The organism is Rhizobium flavescens (genome assembly GCF_011319365.1).
Genome location: NZ_WXZP01000005.1, coordinates 1 through 20,164, shown reverse-complemented (window position 1 = coordinate 20,164; position 20,164 = coordinate 1). Strand labels below are relative to the sequence as shown.

13 protein-coding genes are annotated in these 20,164 nt (G+C 59.7%); 10 read left to right on the top strand and 3 right to left on the bottom strand.

The genetic code is table 11. The features are described from left to right. Positions 1-21: 21 nt before the first annotated feature. Both GTU70_RS00520 and GTU70_RS00515 read right to left on the bottom strand, forming a co-directional pair. Positions 22-5,991: a putative Ig domain-containing protein gene (locus GTU70_RS00520; RefSeq protein ID WP_166096788.1), complete on the bottom strand. Its 5,970-nt coding sequence runs from the start codon at positions 5,989-5,991 to the stop codon at positions 22-24. 393 nt (positions 5,992-6,384) lie between these two features. Continuing rightward, positions 6,385-6,699 carry a hypothetical protein gene (locus GTU70_RS00515; RefSeq protein WP_166096787.1) on the bottom strand — a complete coding sequence of 105 codons (315 nt, stop codon included), beginning with the start codon at positions 6,697-6,699 and terminating at the stop codon, positions 6,385-6,387. A 672-nt stretch (positions 6,700-7,371) separates the two neighbouring features. On the opposite strand from GTU70_RS00515, the gene GTU70_RS00510 reads away from it, so the two are divergent. The 7 genes from GTU70_RS00510 to hxsA all read left to right on the top strand — a co-directional run bounded on the left by GTU70_RS00510 (position 7,372) and on the right by hxsA (position 13,282). Continuing rightward, the gene (locus tag GTU70_RS00510) at positions 7,372-7,878 is read left to right on the top strand and encodes a hypothetical protein (protein WP_235914658.1); all 507 of its coding nucleotides are present in this window, start codon (positions 7,372-7,374) and stop codon (positions 7,876-7,878) included. Positions 7,879-7,926: 48 nt separating this feature from the next. Beyond that, positions 7,927-8,175 (top strand): hypothetical protein, encoded by a 249-nt coding sequence (locus GTU70_RS00505; RefSeq protein ID WP_166096786.1) that lies wholly within the window; start codon positions 7,927-7,929, stop codon positions 8,173-8,175. A 653-nt stretch (positions 8,176-8,828) separates the two neighbouring features. Beyond that, positions 8,829-9,911, top strand: a complete 1,083-nt coding sequence (locus GTU70_RS00500) for a hypothetical protein (RefSeq protein WP_166096784.1) — start codon at positions 8,829-8,831, stop codon at positions 9,909-9,911. Next, complete coding sequence (locus GTU70_RS00495; protein WP_166096782.1) at positions 9,908-10,213, top strand: hypothetical protein; 306 nt, start codon at positions 9,908-9,910, stop codon at positions 10,211-10,213. Before GTU70_RS00500 ends, GTU70_RS00495 begins: the two co-directional genes overlap by 4 nt. Then, complete coding sequence (gene hxsB / locus GTU70_RS00490; RefSeq protein WP_166096780.1) at positions 10,210-11,619, top strand: His-Xaa-Ser system radical SAM maturase HxsB; 1,410 nt, start codon at positions 10,210-10,212, stop codon at positions 11,617-11,619. The genes GTU70_RS00495 and hxsB overlap by 4 nt, the downstream gene beginning before the upstream one ends. Then, positions 11,616-12,698 carry a His-Xaa-Ser system radical SAM maturase HxsC gene (gene hxsC / locus GTU70_RS00485; RefSeq protein WP_166096778.1) on the top strand — a complete coding sequence of 361 codons (1,083 nt, stop codon included), beginning with the start codon at positions 11,616-11,618 and terminating at the stop codon, positions 12,696-12,698. The genes hxsB and hxsC overlap by 4 nt, the downstream gene beginning before the upstream one ends. After that, complete coding sequence (hxsA, locus tag GTU70_RS00480; protein ID WP_166096777.1) at positions 12,695-13,282, top strand: His-Xaa-Ser repeat protein HxsA; 588 nt, start codon at positions 12,695-12,697, stop codon at positions 13,280-13,282. The genes hxsC and hxsA overlap by 4 nt, the downstream gene beginning before the upstream one ends. A gap of 567 nt (positions 13,283-13,849) precedes the next feature. Here the strand turns inward: hxsA and GTU70_RS00475 are convergent. Beyond that, positions 13,850-17,149, bottom strand: a complete 3,300-nt coding sequence (locus GTU70_RS00475) for a DEAD/DEAH box helicase (RefSeq protein WP_166096775.1) — start codon at positions 17,147-17,149, stop codon at positions 13,850-13,852. A gap of 221 nt (positions 17,150-17,370) precedes the next feature. On the opposite strand from GTU70_RS00475, the gene GTU70_RS00470 reads away from it, so the two are divergent. The 3 genes from GTU70_RS00470 to GTU70_RS00460 form a co-directional block, all read left to right on the top strand. Further along, positions 17,371-19,476 (top strand): baseplate megatron protein TIM-barrel domain-containing protein, encoded by a 2,106-nt coding sequence (locus GTU70_RS00470; RefSeq protein ID WP_166096826.1) that lies wholly within the window; start codon positions 17,371-17,373, stop codon positions 19,474-19,476. An 18-nt stretch (positions 19,477-19,494) separates the two neighbouring features. After that, entirely contained in the window at positions 19,495-19,716 is a 222-nt protein-coding gene (locus GTU70_RS00465) for a hypothetical protein (protein ID WP_166096773.1), read from the top strand. A 200-nt stretch (positions 19,717-19,916) separates the two neighbouring features. Beyond that, on the top strand, positions 19,917-20,164 hold a 248-nt coding region (locus GTU70_RS00460; protein ID WP_166096825.1), incomplete at its 3' end, for a hypothetical protein.

The window sequence follows — 20,164 nt, the reverse complement described above, 5'->3', positions numbered from 1 at the left end:
TTATCTGGCTTCAGATTGCGATCAGTAGCCATAGACGTCAACCTCCAGGTTTTGTCCCAGAACGGGGTTGTTGGTGACCGTTTTTTGCTTTGACCATGTTGCTTTATTGTCAAAGCTTCTTTCGATAGTCATCTGCGATGGCACGCAATGCGGATAACCATCTTGTCTTGGCGTGAATCGAATATGTGTCAGAGGTTTGCCTGCTGGTACAACGATCTCTATGGATTTTGGCGTGATGTCCTGTATACCGTACCACTGTGTGAATGGATTCCCGTCAGTAAGGTTGCCAGCCGGATAAGCGGCATCAGCGTCGAATACCGAAATCGCGCTTGCAGCCGTTACATTCACACCGCCTGAGAGAGCAACCATTTCCGCCCAGCCAACACATGCGGGAAAGCTATGATGCACATACCATTGGTCAATAACAACGCGCCAGACTTCCTCGGCATTTGGATCGTAGAAAGTCAATGTGAAGGGTTGGGAACGAACACTTCCAAACTTGTCGGTGAGAGTTACAACAAATGATGTGCTTATCGGTGTTGACGCAGAACCTGAGATGATCCCAGTTGAGGCATCGATGTCGAGGCCTGCCGGAAGTGCCGGCGAGATGGAGAACACGCCACTCTGCGGGACGTTGGTTGCCGTCGGCGTAACCGACACGGCGCTGTTTATCTCGAGCAGTGCGCTCGAGTAGGCGACCGTGGGAACGCTGCCGACGTTGACGTTGTAGGTGAACTCGACCGAGCGGCCGAACTGGTCGGTCGCCTTGACGGTCATGAAGTACGCAGGCCCGACCGCGATCCAGTCCGGATAGGTGCCGGAGATGCGGCCGTCGCCAAGAAGCGTGGTGTACCCGGCGAAGATCGACTGGTAGTGACCCTTGGGCTGTTCCGACCATCCAGGCGCAGCGGGGGTGACTCTGGTGAAGGTCATCGGACCGAACGTGTTCAGGAACTTTGGCGTTTCCGTCACCATCTGGACACCGACGCGGGCGTCGTAGTCGAGGACGGTGGTCGGGTCGAGCGTCAGCGGCCCGGACGGAGGCACGGTGACGGTGAACGCCCCCGACGTCGCGGTTTTGCCGCCCGCCGTCGTCACGAGATAGGTGTAACCGGTGTAGATGCCGGGATCATTTGAAGTCCCCGATATTTTGCCCGTCGCAGGATCGAGCGTCAGCCCGGCCGGAAGCGGCTTGTTCAGCGTGAACGTCAGGCCGCCGTACTTCCAGACGCTCGCGTCCTGCGCGTCGCGAACGACGGGCGCGGTCGAGACCGGGGTCTGGTCCGAGACCATGAAGTTCGGCACGGCATCGAAGTACGGGTTGCCGACATACGGCGTCACCTTGAGGGTGAACGCGTTCGACGACGCGACGTCGGTGACGCCGAAGAAGCTGTCGGTTCCTTTGACTTTCAGACCTGGATAGTCGCCGGCTACGGCGGTGACCTTTCCATTTATGCGTCCCGTCGTTGTGTCGAGATCGGCACCTGCGGGCCACTGCGTCCCGTCCTTTTCGAACGTGACGGTTCCCGCGACGAAGCTGACGTCGGGCAGCGTGTTGAGGGTCTGGCCCTGCGCGACGTTGATGACGGCGGGAACCTGGATCGACAGGTTGGGCAGAACCTCGACCGTGACGGGCTTCGACGTCAGGCGGCGCGTCTCGTCGCTGACGGACAGGTTGAAGGTCACCTTCCCGGGGGCGGTGAAGTTGGAACGCAACGCCACGCGGCCCGTGGCCGGATCGACCGAGACCTTGTCCTTGATCGCCGGATCGACGATGTCGGTGTGGTATTCCACATCGCCGTAGGTGTTGGAGCTGGTCGGGACCATCCAGAACGGCTTGCCGACCTTGGTCTTCACGTTCGCCACGTCCAGCAGGATCATGTCGGTCGGCTCGATGACGCGCATCGCGATCGTCGGGTTGATCACCCGCCCCGCCGCGTCACGGGCCGTGACGGCGATGCCGCCGAAAGTTCCCGTCAGCGTCGGCGTGCCGGTGATGCGTATGCCGCCGGGCTCGACTGCATACGACAGGCCGGGCGGCAGCGCGGGCGTGCCGTTGACGGTCACGGTCGGGGCGACGCCGTAGGCTTGCGTCTTCGTCGCGATCAGCTCGTTGTAGGCGCGGCTTGCGACGAAGACGCGCGGGTTCGCGGTCGCGAAGGCGAATTCCTCGGCGGGCTTGACCGCCAGCGTCACCTGTTCCGACACGGCGGTGTTGTAGGCGAGGCGTGTGGCGTCGCCCGTCTCTTCGTATGCGGAGGCGTGACCGTCGGTGGCCTTTGCCGCCAGCGCGAACGATCCGCTGGACGAAGCAACACCCTCGACCAGACCGTACTGCTGGTCTACGACAATGGCGTCGAGCGGCAGAGCCGACACATCGGTCGTCTGACGGGCCGCGCCGTTCTCGGTCCAGCGATAGACGACGCCAGGAACATGCGTCTTGCGCACAAGGGTGCCGGGGACGGTTCCGACCACGTCGTAGGTGATCTCGCCGATGACGTTCCTTGGTTGCTTCATCGCGAAGCGGAACGGTTTTGCGGGATCGTACTGGACCGCGTCGAAGTTGACGGGATTGAGGTGCTCCATGTCGATGGCGAGCGGCGGCACGACCTCGAAGCTGAACTGCGGGTTGCGTTCCAGACCGCGGTCGTGTTCGTCCTTGCCGCTCACGGACAATGTGTAGCGCGTGGTTACGGCCGAGTTCTCGATCGACGAGAAACGGCGCAGCGATCCGGTCGCCGGGTCGAAGTCGAGCGTCTGCGGGTAGCTTGCCGGTGAAAGGGCGAACACCATGGAACCCACGCGGTTCCAGGTGTCGAGCGCGGTGGTCGAGAAGCTCTCCTTCGAACGCAGCACGCGGTTGACGTCGGCGTTGCCCCTGATCTTGACCTTCTCGGTGAGCGTCGCGAGAACCTCGAACTGGAAGGTGGCGCTGACACCGTCCGCATCCGTCGCGCGGGCGGTGACCGTCCACTTGCCGACGGCCGGCGGCGTTCCGGTGAGGATGCCCGTCGTGGCGTTCACACCCAACCACGGAGCGGCAGGGGTGACGTCGACGATCGCGAAGGTCACCGGATCGGCGCTGGACCCCGTGACCTTCAGCCCGGCGGCGGCTGCGTTGGAGTTGAGGTACGACCTCGCCCCGCTCTCCTCCTCGACGAAGAAGAACGTAGGCTTGTCGGCCGTCTCGAGTTCCATCGCGACGCGTTGCCCGACGATGATGGTGATCGGCCGGGTGGTGCCGATGAGGTTGGAGCCACCACGGTCCACGGCGGCGACGACGATGCCGGAATAGACGCCCTCCGGCGCGGTCACCTTGCCGACGATGCGGCCCGTCGCGGGATCGACCGTCAGCCCCGACGGCAGGGGCGCGGAGTTGCCGGCCAGCGCGAAGGCGGAGGGCACGCCGCGAAAGCCCTTGTTGGGAAGAATCGGGGCGATGTTGTCGATGCCCGATGCATAGCGCGGGATGGACTGCGACGACGCGATGTCGAGGCGCGGATAGGGACGGATGTCGGCGGCGATTAAGACGACGCCCGAACGTCCCTCGACGTCGGTGATGACGATGCGGACCGGACCCGCGTATTCCGCCTTGGGTTCGCCGCTGATGACGCCCGTCTTGGGGTCAATCGACAGTCCCTCGGGGAGAGAGCTTTCGGGCGAGAAGGTCACGTCGCTCTTCGCGCCGTAGATCGTGTTCGCATCGATGTAGTCCGAAAGTTTCGGCCCGGCGAAGTAGACGGCGGCCTCGCCCGCCTGGGCGTCGCCGGTCACGTTCGAAAGGATTTGGCCTTGGAACGCGGTGATCGTCGGCAAAGGCTTGTCGAGCACCCTGACCTCGAACTCGTCGCTCGTCGCGGTCTCGCCGTCTTCGTCCACGACCGACAGGCGGAACTTGCCGTAGGACTTCACGTCCGGCAGCGAGAGCGCGCCGGTGCGCGCCGTCAGCGCGCCGGTGTCGGCGTCGACGGTCAGCCAGGACGGAACGGTGCCGACGATGCTCCAGGTCTGGCGCAACTTGGCCGCACCGCCTGGCTGTTTGATGGCGATTGGCGACTTGGTTTGAGGCGCGGCCGCTCCGGCGTAGAAGTCGGCGTCACCGACGACATTGAGTTCTATGGCGTCGCGGGCGGTGACCTCAATGGAGAAGGGTGCGGACGTGGCGGTCTCGCCCGAGGCGTCGGTCATGGTGACGCGATACGGGCCGTAGGTGCCGGCGGCGGCCGCCGCCGATCCGGCGAAGCGGCGCTGGGCGCTGTCGAGGACGATGCCGTCTGGCAGCGCCGGGCTTCCTTCGGCCATGGCCATGACCGGATAGGATACCGTTCCCGTCACGTCGGGAATGACGCTGTCGGCGTCGTATGGGATCGAGACGCCGAAGAGGTCGTCGCGGCGCTTGAACGAGACGCCGGCGAGCGGACCGACCGACAGGTCCGGATGGGCGAAGACGACGACGGGGGCGACGTCGTGGGTTTCGCCGTCGCCGTTGGCGACGCGTACCGTCCACTTGTGCGGCAGGCCGATGTCGGGAACGACGCCGGAGACGTCGAGCCGCTTGGGGTTGAGCGCGTCGCCCGTCAGCGTCACCGGGACCGACGGGTCGGCGAACGACACGGTGTAGTCCGGGATGGCGTCGGCGATCTCAATCGCGCCGGCGTATTCATGGCCGACGCGCACGTGCTGGCCCTGCAGGCCGGCGAGCGTGTCGCGCACCGACGGCATCTTAGGCTTGACCTCGACGGAGAAGAAACAGCTCGTGGTCTCGACGTTTTCGCCGTTGGCGACGCTGACGCGGAACTCCAGCGCCCGTGTAGGCTCGACCTTAACCGGAACGCCGGAGATAAGGCCGGTCTTCGCGTCGAGTGACGTTCCTTCCGGCAGTTCTCCCGAGACAAGCTCGAACGACAGGTCGCCGTACGCGCCGCTCGGAACGGGAACGGGGAGCTTGGGATCGATGCCTGTGAAAAAGGACAGGGTGCTTCCCGACTGGTATGAGCAGTTCGGCGTCGGATTGGATGAGCCGTAGCGGAACCAGTTGGAATAGCCGACGGTTCCGTCGACGTCGACGGCCTTGTACCGGATCAGCGCCGTCTGGTAGGGCGTGACCGTGTTGAAGTCCATGGCGACGGGCGGCGTACCCCACTTCTTCATGACGCTGGTGAACGGCAGGGTCTCGCCCTGCTTGACCTCGTAAGTGTATTCGACCCGCGCGTCGCCGTCGATGCCGTAGTTGACCTTGTGCGCCGGCATCGCCGAGCCGAAAGAGAACTGCAGGCTCGTCTGCGACGGGATCGGCTTGACGATGTCGGCGATGGTTCTGAACGTCGGGCCGTCCTCGACGACATACCGGCCGATGAAGCTGACGACTTCCTTTCCGGTGTAGTCGAGGCCGCGGATGAGCAGCGGGTATGTTCCTTCGGCGGTTGCGGTTCCCTCGATCAGCCTGCCATTCTGGGAAAAGCCCGTCGGCATGGGCGTGAGCCGTTGCCAGGTCGCGACTTCGACGCCCGACGGCAGCGGCAGGGCGTATGACCTGAACTTGTTGGTGTGCGCGTAAATAAGGACTTCGGCCGGCTGGGTCTGGAGGTCGAAAACCTCGAAATTGGCTTCGGCCGATCCGACGCGTTCGCCAGCCTGGTCGTAGGCGATCAGGTTGACGACGCTCTTGCCGGTCTTCGAGGCCCTGCCGCTGAACTTGCGTGTCACCGGATCGAACGAAATCCCCTCCGGCAGGGTGCCGCTGACGACGGTCCAAGTGTCGCGCTCCCATTTACCCTTGAGCGGCAGGAGTTCGGCGAAGTCGAGTCCGACGCCGGCGACGAAGTACGCGGTGATGTCCTTGGCGTATTCGCCGCTGTCGTCGTTTGCGGCCACCATAAACTTGTAGCGGTAGTAAAACGTCCCGTCGTCCATCTGTGCCGATGCGGCCGGAGGCAGCGCGATCGACGCGGACAGCACGATGGCGAGGGACTTAGCGAATACGGACTTCATGATTGAAACGCCTTCGTTACAATAAAAGTAAGCTCTGTCAGATTGTAATAATATAAATGTGAAAACTACAATATAAAGTCTTTTAAGAATAATCTGTAAGATATGTCGATGTTTAGAAACTGCGACTATATTTGGTGGTTCCTCAATTAAACCGCATGATTTCGACGCTTGTTGCTCATGCGTCTTCTGGAGCTGCGCCAATGTCAATTTTGAAGTCGATCGATAAGCATCTCGATGCCGAGATGTTATGGATTATCAACGTGAAAGTTTGCCGCATCATGCGAGCAAGGCCAGCCCGGTGAAGTGTTACGGTAACGAAGGGAGGCACGCCATTTTCGCTGTTCTGGATGAAAATGGCGATGACGCTTGCTACATCGTCACGGGACCGGGCGGCTACATGGTGCCGGGTTCGTTCTCTCTCGATGAGGCAATGGAGCTGGCGGCGACGCTCGCAGCCGAGTACGACACTCCGTCGCCCTCTTCTGAACCCTCTCCAGACTGATCAGGATACCGCTTTTTGAAAGCGCCTGCCGCCAGCAATTTTTTGTTAAAGGGGTCGCTCCAGTCCATCAGCGCGCCGCGACCGTGATCGGCCTCGTAGTCGTTGGCCTTGATGATCCTGATCAGCAGACGTGCGAATTCCTGGAGGGTTTCGTGGCCCGCTAGATTGATCATGTCGTCTGCAGTCGCGTCGAGGTGAGTCCGCATCGTGGAGAAGTCACCCCGTTTTTCGCACCTGAGCATGGCCTGTAGCGCTGATGTTTCCGTGTTTGACATATATTGAACTCCCGTTTTCTCAAGCGTGCTTCACGGTGAGAGCCGGCGCAATCTCACCGCTCGAGGACGAGGGGTCGGTCGGTCGGTCATTTGAGGTCGCGAACGCGACTTTGAAGTCTAGTCGCAGTGCTAGATAAGGTAAGGTTATTTTCACCCTTCAGGGTCCTGCCTTTGTTAAGGCTATCCCGGAACTTACTCCCAAGGTTCGCTCCATACGGTAAACTCCCCCTCCGGAATTCTTCAAAATATAAGATGACCTCGCGATTGTCGGCCAAGGAGCATTCGGCTCCACGGGGTTACTTTATTTACATAGGGGCTGACATTGGCACGAACTCACAGGAAACCACTTCCTTTCAAACACGGCTGCAAAGGTGCATTGTTCGGCGTATACGCCGTATTGGCTGCTGTTTCGGCGACTGGTGCACATGCGGCTGAATTCGACATTAACGGCATGAAACTGGGTATGAATGCCGATCAGGTCCTTGCCAGATATCAAGAACATCGTCCTGAAGTTACAGCTTCTCGAAGTGGAAGCTCCCAGAAGGTTCCGAATGGGTTGCGAACGGCCGGACGCTCTACAACGATATCGCCAATCCGGATGACATGGAGCACGAACGCATGCAGTTCGCGTTCACGGGTCTCGGAAGCGGCAACCAGTTGTTCGCGGTGCGTCGCGAGCTGAAACTCAGGCCTTCGCAGCGACCCACGACGGAGTCGATCTATGCCGCCGCCGTACAAAAATACGGCCAGCCTTCTATCTCAGACAGAAGTGATACAGGGGCTTGGGCGGCATGGAAATTCAGCACCGTAGATGCGCCGGCCGATAAACTCGAGTCGCCACTTGGATGCATCGGGACATCGGATTTCCCTGTGGGTCTCGATGACCACACGGCGGGCAAAGCCGAAAAGAGCGCGGAATTCTGTGGCCTCTATATCGAACTCACGGTTCGGGGTGACCAGACAGGCCTCGCCAACGAAATCGACGTGGCGATGATGAACCACCTCGACCTCGTCCGTGATTTCGACGCTGATAATCAAGACGCCAGAAGGCGGATCGACGCGGCAAAGGCGAAGAACGCCGACAGTGCAGCACCCGCTCCGGAACTCTAATACCGGCATCTTCAAAGCAAGCAAGTCTTCGCAAATCAGAGGTCTTGCTTGCTACGACGCCGTGGTCAGCAGTTGCACGGTCGCATTGACGCCCGTCTACATACGGACAAGGCTATCGCCGAGGCTTGGGTCACGGCCCTTGCGACGCGATACGCGCCGACGAGGGTGCAGGATGTTCTATCGGCGTTCCAGGGCACTTCGACGACAACGATCAAGGGCGATGGCGTAACGCTCGAATATACCTACTTTAAAGGACCCGCGATCGACGAACGGCTGATTACGATCACCGCTCCGTAAAGATGCTCGCCCCCGCCTTCTTTGGTCTTCCGCAGTCTTTCCGGAACGTGGGCCATGGCCGTCATCGCGCGGACGGAGCGACTACGGCCATTCGGAAACAATGGAACGGATCAGCTTCGGAAGGTTCCAAGCCCAGCGCCCGCGCGGTTCAGACCATCCTTGTTTCGCTGCGAATTCTTTGCCCAGCTCGATCTTCGTCTCAATCAATGCCGGGTTCTACTGATTTGTTGAATATCTGGCATATAGTGCAGTCCGTTCGGTCGTGCCGCCGGAGTCGCGCGGCTAGGAGCCGAAAAAAGTCTGCTGTCTTCCGGATGGGTTTCAGCATCGTCTCGTTAAGTGATCAATCAAAATGACAGGGTGAATTACCTTGGTTTCAAGTACCTTCCAGAAACATCAAAGCTTTCACGGACGCGCAGATGACGGGGTGCAGCCACCGCTTCAACGGTTACATCGAGCTTCTCCCCTAGCGCGTCCAAATGAACGGCTTGTTTCCAATTATCGTGATGGTTGACTGGCTAGCCGACCGTTTTGCAACCGGGTATATATGAGGCTGAGGGATGTGAGTGGGGTGAATACCGCAGATGCTTAGGAATAGAATTGTAGACAGCCCTAGTTTGTGCGGTCGAACGACCGCATTTTCGAGCTGCGTTATGGTCGCCGTCACCCTTGCGCTGACGCAACTGTCTCATGCCCGAGCTCAATCACTTTCGGGCGTCAATATCGGTAGCGATAAATCGGCTCTGAATCAGCTTGGTGTCGCGCCGAGTTCGTCGCAGGCTCTCGGTCCCCATACGGCTGTTAAGTTCGCGCTTCCAGGCGGAAACTCGCTATCGGCGACCTTTCTGCGTTCGAGCGGAAAGATCGTCTACGCGGAAACCGACTGGGGCGGCCAAGGGGCGGGAGCCTATTCCGATTTCGAGGGTTTCAAGTTTGGCGAAACGACACTCGATGACGTGCGTGCCAGGTTTGGGCACAATGGCCTCATATTCGGGGAGCGACCAGCCGTTACGGTTATGGATGACGGTACCCTGGCATTGCTCAATTCCTACGAAATCGCCGGCCGCAACGAGATTGCCACGTTCGTCACCAGTATCTCGCCACCTGAAATGGCAGCTCTTCAGGCCACGAACGGTAGTTCGAAGCTTGCTGATATCGTCGGCCAGCATGCCAAGCTCACATCGCTCATACTCGCTGACCGGGAGTACGCAGACACGATATGGGGAGCGAACAAGACATTCGACGCTGGATACGCGCCGATCTCATGGGGAGCGGTTTCCGCGAAAACGGTGGAGTTCAGCAAGAAAGCTGACAACGGTTACGACGTCTCGGACATCTACACGGGCGTCACCAACTACCCGGATTTCAGAGGAAGGGACGTTATGTTCAAAACGTTCCGGACCAGGATCAAAAACGGAATGAAGGCAGGACCGAGTTTTGCGGGGGAGTACTCTGTAATCCAGATCGGCTGTGGATCGGGCTGTTCGTTCGTCGTCGTTGCGAGCAACCGCACGGGGCAGGCATTCAACTTTCCCCGCGGTGGTGAGGAGAACATGTATCTCGCGTTGAAGTATCGCCTGTCGAGCAGGCTCCTGACTGCCCAGTGGGCATCTTACGACGACGATAAATGCTACGTAGAGCGCTTTGAATTCTCGGGGTCTGATTGGAAGTCCTTGTCAAAGGATGCCGTTGGCAATCTGGAAGCCTGCTACAAACCAATTGAGGACAACCTGTGAACACGGATGCCGAGGGTGCGGCGGCAGGAGACGCAGGTGAGGGGGCCGGTACATTGCTTTTCCGGGAGGTTCACGTCGATGACGGGTTCCTGCCTTACCTCGAAGTCGCGATCGCGAGGTTCGCCTATCTGTATCCTGGTTCGTCGGTCGAGCGCGGACCGCCACTCTCTATTGCGGTCTCGAAGGGAGGCGACATCGACGCCGCCGTCCGTGACTTCAACTTTGTCCTTTATCGACAGAAAATCTATGCCGACACATTCGCGGTTCGCGAAGCCATTGTCAGAGGAGTGATGGGCCGATGAATGTCTTCCCGCTCAAGTTCCGGCAATGGGATGACGGCAGCTTCCTGTTCGCGGACGATGCCGGTGGTTTCTTTCGGTCTGACGAAACCTTCCTGATCCGCTACGCGAAAGGCATGCTCACCGACGAGGACCTCTCCTTCCTCGAGGAGAACGGTCACGTCTATCGGCAAATCGACGACTACTCCTTCAATGCATTTATGTATCGATGGGCGAAGCGTCTCTACGCGCCTGGCGACCTCGACTACGTTATCCTCGTACCGACGCTGCGTTGCAATCTGTCTTGCGGTTACTGCCAGGTGTCGAGAGTGAACGAGAACACGCCGGGGTTCGACTGGGACGAAACCACGCTCCAAGCGACCCTGAAGTTCCTCGACAGCCTCAAGACGACGAGAATGAAGGTCGAGTTCCAAGGCGGCGAACCGCTTCTTCGGATCGATTTGTTGGAAAGGGTGAGGGAGTTCTGCCGCAAGCGCTTTGACGTAGTTGAGTTCGTCGTATGCACAAACTTGCATCAGTTGGGCACCCGAGAGTGGGCTTTCATTTCTGCCGACGATACTTATGTCAGCACCTCTCTGGATGCGAACGCATCAGTGCATCAACGACAAAGAACGATAACGGCCGAGCGCACGGCGGAATTCTTTGGCAATCTGCGTCGCGCTATCGACATTCTCGGCCCCTCGAAAGTGTCAGCGTTACCGACACTCGACGTTAGGAACCTGCCCGACCCGCGTTCGGTCATCGAGAGCTTCACGAGCTTTGAAATGCGCTCGATATATCTCCGTCCCGTCAATTACCAGGGGTTTGCCCGTAAGCAGTTCCAGGCTTTGGACAGCGCTGTGAGATGGAATGCCTACCATGCTGAATTTATCGATGCGATGATCGACTACAACTGGACAGCAAACGAACCCGTGGAAGAGTACTATTTCGTCCACTGTCTGAGGCGCGTGCTGCGATCGGGCCACAACGGACATTCCGACCTCAGAAATCCGAACGTGCTTGGCCAAAGCTACCTCGTGATCGATCACGACGGCGTATTCTACCCAACCGACGAGGCTCGTATGGTTACGAGGATCGGCCGCATCGATCTATCCATGGGAAATGTTCGTACCGGTCTCTCTTCGGTGACGGTTGACGCGCTGAATGCCGAGGCGACGAACAACCTCCACCCGGATTGTGTCCACTGCAGCTATCAGCCGTTCTGCGGCGTCGACCTGGTCGACGACTTATCCCGTTATGGTCGCATCGACATGCCCAAACACGATACCGACTTCTGCCGACGGCATACTCATCTCTTCGACAAGGTATTCGAACTGATCTATTCCGAAGACCCCAAGGTCCGCAAATCTGTCGCCATCTGGGCTGGAATGCCGGAGTACGACCCTGCTATCGCCAAAGTCCACGCATGATCGATCTCCGGCTCAAGATCGAACCGTTCCCGGCGGTTGAACCTTTGGTTCTACGGCTTCGCTATGATGCGGCCTCAAGCGAGGACGATGCCATCCTCGTAGACCGAGAAGTCGGTCGTTTCGAGTTTGACTACAATGGATTTTCGTTGGTCGTCCATGCGCCGGATGGCATGGACCTAGACGGCGACGTCATCATGGTTCTGCCTGAACAGGGCAGCGCGCACCGTCTCGTCAGAGCGGCCTCGCCACACAATACCTTCCTGATCACCGAGCAGTGTGACCAGCTCTGCGTGATGTGTTCGCAACCGCCGAAGAAGCACCATGTCGATCTCTTCCCGCAGTTTCTCAAAGCCGTCCAACTAGCGCCAGATCGTGCTTACATCGGTCTTTCCGGCGGTGAGCCGATGCTCCATAGGGAACAGATGCTCTCCTTCCTGGAGGCGGCGGCGATCGCACGGCCAGATGTCCGCTTTCATATCCTCACCAATGGACAGCATTTCGAGGAGACCGATGCGGAACGCCTAAGGGGCATTGGCGTCGAACGCGTGCTGTGGGGTATCCCGCTGTATGCCAGATCGCCGGAGATTCACGATGAGATCGTCGGAAAACGGGGTGCCTTCGAGCGCTTGCAGCGGTCGCTTTCGAACCTCATGCTGGCTGGGGCATCAGTAGAACTCCGCACCGTAGTGATGCGCCAGAACTTCTCGGAGCTACCAGCATTGGCGAACTACATCTGCAATCGCCTACCGTTCATCTCGGTGTGGGCTTTGATGCAGATGGAACGCATCGGCTATGGCCGAATGAACTGGACCTCTAGCTTCATGGACACGTCGTCTGACTTCAGCGCGCTCAGGTCCGCCATCAATACGGTGTGCGCGCGCGGCATCGAGGCCGCATTGTATAATTTTCCGCTTTGCTCCGTCCCGCGGCCGTACCGCCATCTCGCTCCGTCTACGATCTCCGACTGGAAGCGAAAGTATCTGGCGTCATGCGAGAGCTGTGGTGCGCGCGCAGCTTGTGGCGGTTTTTTTGAATGGTATAAACACGATGAGGGATTTCGGGGGATTTCACCATTATGAAAACACGGATATTCGCCATTCCGTCGTTGCTTGCGGCGGGCTTTTTACCGAGCAAGGCGGACGCTATGCCCCTCGCGGGTGTGGTCGAAAAGAAGAGCCTTTCCGTTTCGATCTTCGAACGGTTAAAGCTTGAACACGTCTATACGCTGGCGGGCCACCGGTCCCATTCCAGCCACCGCTCCCACTCCAGCCATCGGTCTTCCAGTGGCACCGGTTACGTCTATCGTACGCCAAGATACTATGAACCCCAGCAGGTGCTCCCCGTCCTGCCCAAGACCCGTACATATCAGGCGCAGCCTGATTATACGCCGGATAGTTCGGTCACCGCTTCGGGCGACTTGTCGGCGGTACCATTAAAGCAAGAGCTCAAAGTCCTTCCGGGGAACTCGGACAAGTTCAAGCAGATCGTGATCCAGGTGCAGAACGCGCTCAGCCTATACGGCTATTATGACGGTGTGATCGATGGCAAGATCGGGCCGCAGTCCAAGGTCGCGCTGGCAAAAATGCAGGAGGACTACGGCCTGAAGGTTACAGGGACTATCACGCCAGAGGTGCTCAATGCTCTCAGTATCAGAGCGTATTGAGACTGTTTGCCCTAGCGGACAATCGCTGTCGCGTTGACGGACTAACCTATGAATACCCAGCCAAGCGAGCCGAGAACTACGAAGGCGACGACGGCAAGGACGAACAACGTCCCGCCTGGTCCGAGATCAGGTTCGTAACTGGGGTCCGGCGGGTTCTTGTCGTATCCCGAAACCAAGCTGTCCTCCACCCTCAATTGAAATTCCAACGATAGATTATAAGCTCGGAAAATCAATCTCAGAGTGTGGCTTGATCCCAAGGGGCAGGTGGATGGCACGGATTTCAATCATTCTCTCGATAGTCGTCTTCTCATATTTCAACACTCAGGCAAGGGACTTGAAGGTCGCGACCTGGAACCTTGGCTGGCATCGGTCGCAAGTTGAAGCTCGATTGATGGGTTTGAAATTCGAGCGGGCGAACCCATTTATGGGGCATCACCCGTTTCGATGGCCTGTCGCAGTCAGTTCGGCGAGCGCGGGGCCGCCTGGATACACAAAGGGCGCTCTCCAGAAATGGATTGAGCCCTTTTGTGTATCCAGGCGGCCCTAAACGGACTGGGATGGGTATGCTCAAGCGCTGCACTGGAACGAGAACGGGATTGCCCACGTGTCCATTAGAAGGGATTGGGTTGCCGCGAGCACTTCAAGCTGCCCCTTATCCTGCTGACGAATAGCCTCGGCTTTCGAGTATCCTGGCTGCACGGCTGTCATCTCGAAACGGTAATCGAACTCGCTCCAGCGGTTATGCCAGTTTATGAGGTCAGTGATCTTTCCCTTTTCCAGTCTCGACACCCCGTGCCTTTTGAGGCTGTCTGCCTCTCGCTTACGCAAGCGGGCCAGTAGGAGGTCCGGGTGTTCCCGCCAGCGAATTGACTTTTGTGTCTGGCCGCAGACTTCGTACAGGTCATCGACACGAGCGCCTGGCTGCGCGCCGCCCGAATACTTGCAGTGGAACATCGCGACAGTCAGGACGTCACCCTCTCTCTTGATGGCTACCACGTCCGCGGACTCGCCCGCGCCGTCATCGTCAAACACCACGTCGTAGTCGCCGGCCTGAAGCAGTTCGTCGATGACCCGACGTTGAATGCTCTTGGGGTCTTTGCCTTTCCCCTGGGACTCTTTCTTGAGGTCGACACCGACCCAGCTTTTGGGCACCAGTTTTTCCGGGTTAAACGCGGGCGCGTGGTCGTCCGGCAGCTTGAGCAGCTCGGAAGCCAAGAGCATGTTGCCGTCGGCGTAGTAGATATGCGGCGGGTCTTCCTTGAACCACGCAACAAGGTCCATCGTCTTCTTGCCGATGCGGACGCCGCCATCGGTGTTGCCCGAGTAGTGTGCGCCCATGTCGTCCACGGTCATCGTCAGGTCGTTGAAATGGGTATCGTTGCCAATCCTCATCACGATGTCCGAGCCTGGATTCTGGTCGATAACTCGGATGTCGCAGTCGTAAAGCGGGACTGTTGTATCCCCGAACGTGAGATCGATCTTGTCGTCATTCGTGTGCAGGATGGCTTCCGGCCAGCTTATGGCGATCGCGTGCTTGGCTGGCAGTTTGTCGAGCTTCACTGGCTGCACGAGTCTGCGGAGAATGCCCTCTTCGGTTATTGTCGAGTCCTGTAATTTCCTGCCGAGTTCTTTGCACCAGTCGATCCAGCCCGCAAAACCGTGGACCGATTCGTAGGACCAGATTTTCCCTTTCATCGAGCAGCCGATCGTCGACTTGCCGGCACTCGTGTAACCCTGACCAAACAGGTTGGTCTTCATGCGGCCACGGTTCGCTGGGTCATCGGTCAGTTGCGGCGCGATGTCGGTACCCATGAACTGGGAATACCGGATTGGCTTCCTGACAGCTTCCGAGAGGCCGAGATGGCTGAGTATGAGGCGCTTGTAGCCGTCGAGAACCCTAAAGACCTGATTGCCCCGAATTCGTTTGACGTCCGATCCTGCGACTTTTTCGGCGAGCCTGGAATGCAGGTCGCTCAGGTCCGAGCTGCTGACGTACAGCAAATTCCGTTCGTCATCCCAGTGGCACGCATAAAGATGGAAGGCGGTGTCGACCGGTTGCTTCAGCGGCGTCCATCGGAGCTTTTCCTCCTTTCGAAGAACCCAGATTGCAAGCCGTTCTGCGTGGTTGATGGACGGCCCATCAATGATCCAGCCAGCGGGATAAGCTTCTTCGATTTTGCTCGGGTCCCATCGGTCGCATGATGTTTCGTAGACGACGGCACCAAGCCGCGGATTAAGCTGTTCCAGCGGGAAGGTGGTCGGAGGCTGGTCGAACCCCTCGAAGACTTCCTGCCGCCGTTCCTCCCGGGCGGTGTTACGGGTCCCAAGCCCCTCCAGGATGAAATTCCAGTCCGCGTCTTCAGCATAGAGCGCTTGGAGGCTCTCCTTCATGCCGGCGGCGACCACGTTGGCGATGATCGTTGCGTCACCGAGGTCTTTGCGGGTGCGGGTAAACCGTCCTACGAACTGGACCGTGATGGCCTCGCTTTTGTGCTTGTCATGTAACGCCGCGACCTTGAGGTCGGGAAGGTCGAAGCCCTCGCCAAGCATGTCCACGCAGACGATGATCCTGCTTTCGCGTGTTCGAAGCTTCCGGAGAACCTCGGCCTTTGCCTTTCCAGAGAGCTTGCTGTGAACGACCTGCGGATTGAATTCGGGGAGCATCCGACAGTACAGCGCATGCAGCTTGGTCGCGATCTCAATCGTCCTGCATCGGGCCATCGCGAGGTGTACATGCCCCTTCGCTTCGTCACTGCGCAGGGTGTTCTTGACCTCAAGAATGATCTGCTCGTCGCCGGCGTCCCTGTCGAGGCCATATACAGGCTTGAAGTGGATTTTCCGGAAGTACCCTTCGGCATAGGCCTTTTTCAGAGGATACGTGTAGATGAATTTTCCATCAACTCGTCGGCCGTCCGTTCGGTACGGCGTCGCTGTAAACTGAAGAACAAGGCTGTTGCCGAACTGGGCTTTGAATTCCCGCCATGTCCTCGCGCCAATGTGGTGGGCTTCATCCACGAAGAGATGGCTTGTCAGTTCCGCCATGCGCTGCTGAACAGCCACGTCCGCTTTGGCTACCGCGTCCATGGTGGTGACCACGACGTTCGCACGGAGGAAGATATCATCGATCTCCTGCGAGGACTTCGGGATTTCGTCGAGCGTTGCAACGACTGGAAGCTTGGCGTTCGCAGCGACGCTACCGCACTCCTTCAGCACACCGAGTTCGAGGAATTTATCGGAAATCTGCGTGCGAAGAGCGTCGCTCGGGACGACGACCAAAAGTCGCTCGATCTGAGCGACGACGAGCAGTGCCAACATGGTCTCGGTTTTTCCGGTCCCTGTCGGCATCACGATCGTGGCTGGAATGCTCGACGAGGTCCAGTGGCCGAGGGCAGCGTGTATCGCGCCGATCTGCGGAGTACGAAGCCCCTTTTGCTGGACGACACCGTCGACCACGAGTTCTTCGTCGTACCGAAAGGCATCGCGCCAAGACTGTCGGATCGCGGCGAGTTCTATCTCGAATTCCGGAAGTCCGATAGCTGTCGGCTCCGCCGCTACAGGTCTCACCCACACGCCGACCTGAGACGAGGCGCGCATTGCCGAGAGCGAAGAGGCTTCGGGGTGACGGAGGACTTCCGCTGCGTCTAGTTGGACATCCGTTTTCCGCGGAATGACAGCGATCTCCCGCTGCCCGTCAAGGGATCGAAGAAAAACGCCTTGAAGACGTTGTCTGGCAAACTCGTTCGCGTTCAGTGAAACCGTCCGCTTGGGGTGTTTCACCTTGCGGACGACTGCTCCATGCACCTTTCCCGCGAGATCGAACTGCGCAGGCAGCGAGAACTCGAGTTCCTCTTTAAATAACGTGTCCACCTGATCTCCGGGGCTGCGAGCGTCTCTGAATACGTTTGATGGTAGTATCGGATTTCGACGCGGGCAATTCGATTCGAATGCTCGGCAAACTTGTTGACATAGCGAACGGTGATCAGGCCGATTTAAGCTACGGACCTCACAAAGGAATGGCAGAAACTGGCCGTTTTCAACGCGGGAATGCCAGAAGCCTTGCAAAGGGTTGCAGGAAATCGATCATCTAAATCATTGATTTTCCGTCGCCGACTCACAAGGGTAGGCAGGACGCCACACCCTGGGTCTTCCGTTACAAGGACATCCACGGCTGGTGGTCGAACCGGCATTATGACCGTATCGGCGGCGCGGAGGCGGGAACGCCCACCGCATGGCTTGCGGGCATGAAGCCGGTATGGCTGACCGAACTCGGCTGCCCGGCCATCGACAAGGGCGCGAACCAGCCGAATGTTTTCGTCGATCCGAAATCCTCGGAGAGTTTTGCGCCCTATTTCTCCAACTGGATGCGGCTCGACAGCATGCAGCGCCGGTTTCTGGAGGCCCATCACGATCACTGGACGGGGGCGGAGGCGCCGGCCGGGATGCTGGATGCGTCGAAGTCCTTCGTCTGGACCTGGGATGCGCGGCCGTTCCCGGCTTTCCCGCAGGAAAAGAAGGTGTGGAGCGATGGTAGCAACTGGACGACCGGCCATTGGATGAACGGCCGTCTCGGGGCCGGAACGCTGGCGGAGGTCATCGCCGCCGTCCTGCGCGATCACGGCTTTTTCGCTTTTGACGTCGAGGAGGTCAGCGGCGATATTCCGGGCTATGTGCAGGGCGAGATCGCTTCGGCGCGGGCGCTGATCGAGCCGCTGATGCTCGCCTTCCAGGTCGATGCTTACGAGGATGGGCCGATCCTGCGGTTTCGTTCGCGGCTGAAGGCGAGCCGACCGGCCAAAGTGATCGACGTGCTGGCCGACATCGATGGCCAGCCCCTCTGGACGGAAAACCGCAATCACGACGCCGATCATGCCGGCGAGGCGATCATCGGATTTTACGACCAGTTCCTCGATTATGAGCAGGCAAGCAGCCGCTCGCGCCGGGTGGCTGTTACCAACGACCGGGTGCTGCGCTGCGATCTCGCCGCCAGCCTTGCCAAGGAGATGGCGCTGGCGGGGGCGGAAGCCTTGCTGCGCGACCAGTTCGTCGCCCGCCGCTCGGTCAGGTTCGATCTCGCGCCCTTTGATCTCGATCTCCAGACCGGCGATGCGGTGGAACTGCCGACCGGGCCGGGCGGGCGTTTCCTCGTCACCCGCATCGAGGACGGCAAAACGCGGCATGTGGAAGCCCGCGCCTTCGCCGCCTCCACCGCCACGCGCCCACCCTCGCCACAGGACGAGCCGGCGCCGGGTGGCGGCGGGGTCTTTCCCTTCGCGCCGTTGCTGGTCTTTCTCGATCTGCCGCGTTTCGAGGGAGGCCCCTCCGGCGATTTCGCCCGCGCCGCGCTCTATGCGAAGCCGTTCCGGCGCAGCGTGTTGTCGTCTTCGGCGGGAACGGAAGGGTTTCGGCCACGCGCGGCGCTGGAGCGTCCGGCGCGGATCGGGAGCCTGCAAGCGGCGTTGTCGCCGGGCGTGCTCGGGCGTTTCGACCGGGCGAACAGCCTGACCGTCGACCTGCCCTTTGGCGCGGCGGCGAGTGCTGCCCGTGCCGCCGTGCTGGCGGGCGAAAACCGTCTCGCGGTGCGGTGCCGCGATGGCGGCTGGGAAGTGCTCTGCTACAGCGCGGGCGAGGAAATCGCCCCCGGCCGCTGGCGTCTCACAGGCCTGCTGCGCGGGCTGGGCGGCAGCGATGTGGCGATGCGGGCAGGCGCGGAAGCGGGAGCCCGCGTCGTTTTCCTCGATTCGGCCGTCCGGCCGCTCGGGCTGATGGCGGAAGAGATCGGCCTGTCGTTGAACTGGATTGCGGAAGCCGCGGGCGGGCAGGGCGCGACCGCGCCGCAGGCCTTTGCCGGCGGCATTCGCGCCGAAACGCCGCTGGCGCCGGTGCATCTGAGCGGCCGGCGTCTGGCCGGCGGCGACATCCGCTTCACCTGGGTGCGGCGCGGGCGATACGACGCCGACGACTGGGATGCGGCCGATATCGCGCTCGACGAGCCGGAGGAGCGTTACCGGGTCGAGATCCTCGATGGATCGCTCGTGCGCCGCAGCGTCGAAGTGACCGCTCCGGTCTACAATTATCCGTCGGCATTCGAGGCGGCGGATTTCGGCGGGCCGCAGGCGGCGCTGTCGCTGCGCATTCGCCAGATGGGGCGCCGGGTGCCGCTCGGGGATGCGGCGGAAAAAATGGTTTCACTCTAATTTGAAGGGAGACGCGACATGAACGAATCGAAGCCATGGTATCTTTCCAAGACCGTCTGGGGCGCGGCACTTGCCATTCTCGCCTCGCTGCTGCATCTCGCCGGCGTCGAGATCGGGGTGGAGGAGCAGGGGGCGCTGGCTGATCAGCTCGTTGCCTTCTGCGGGGCGGCGGGCGCGCTGCTGGCGGTTTACGGGCGGATTTCCGCCCGTCACGCCATCGGCCAAAGCCGGCGGGAATGACAGGAAAACGGCCCATTCATTTGCCATTCAGGCGGGGTTGGTTAAGTATGCACTATGGAACATGGCGCGCAAAAGCGTGATACGGGCTTGCGATACCGCCGTGATTTCGTGAAAAACTTGAAGTGTCGTCGCATGCGGTTGTGCCGGATGCGACGGGTTTTTCGACTGGTATCGACGCGTTTTCGGTGGAAGTAGAGGCGATGGCATCTCCGGCGATCTTAGCAACCCTGGCCGCCGGGCTTTCGGCGGCGGCTCCGCAGGATAACGGCATGAGCATACTGGTGGACGTTACCGGTGACTGCGCGGCGGCGGCCGAGCAGGTCGTGGCCGAAACCGGCGGCCAGCTTCTGTCCGCCCAGCCCTCCGGAGATTCCTGCGTCATCACTGTGCTGATCCAGGGCAATGGCAGCGAACGGCCGCGCAAGGTCCGCGTCAAGGTTCCGATGTA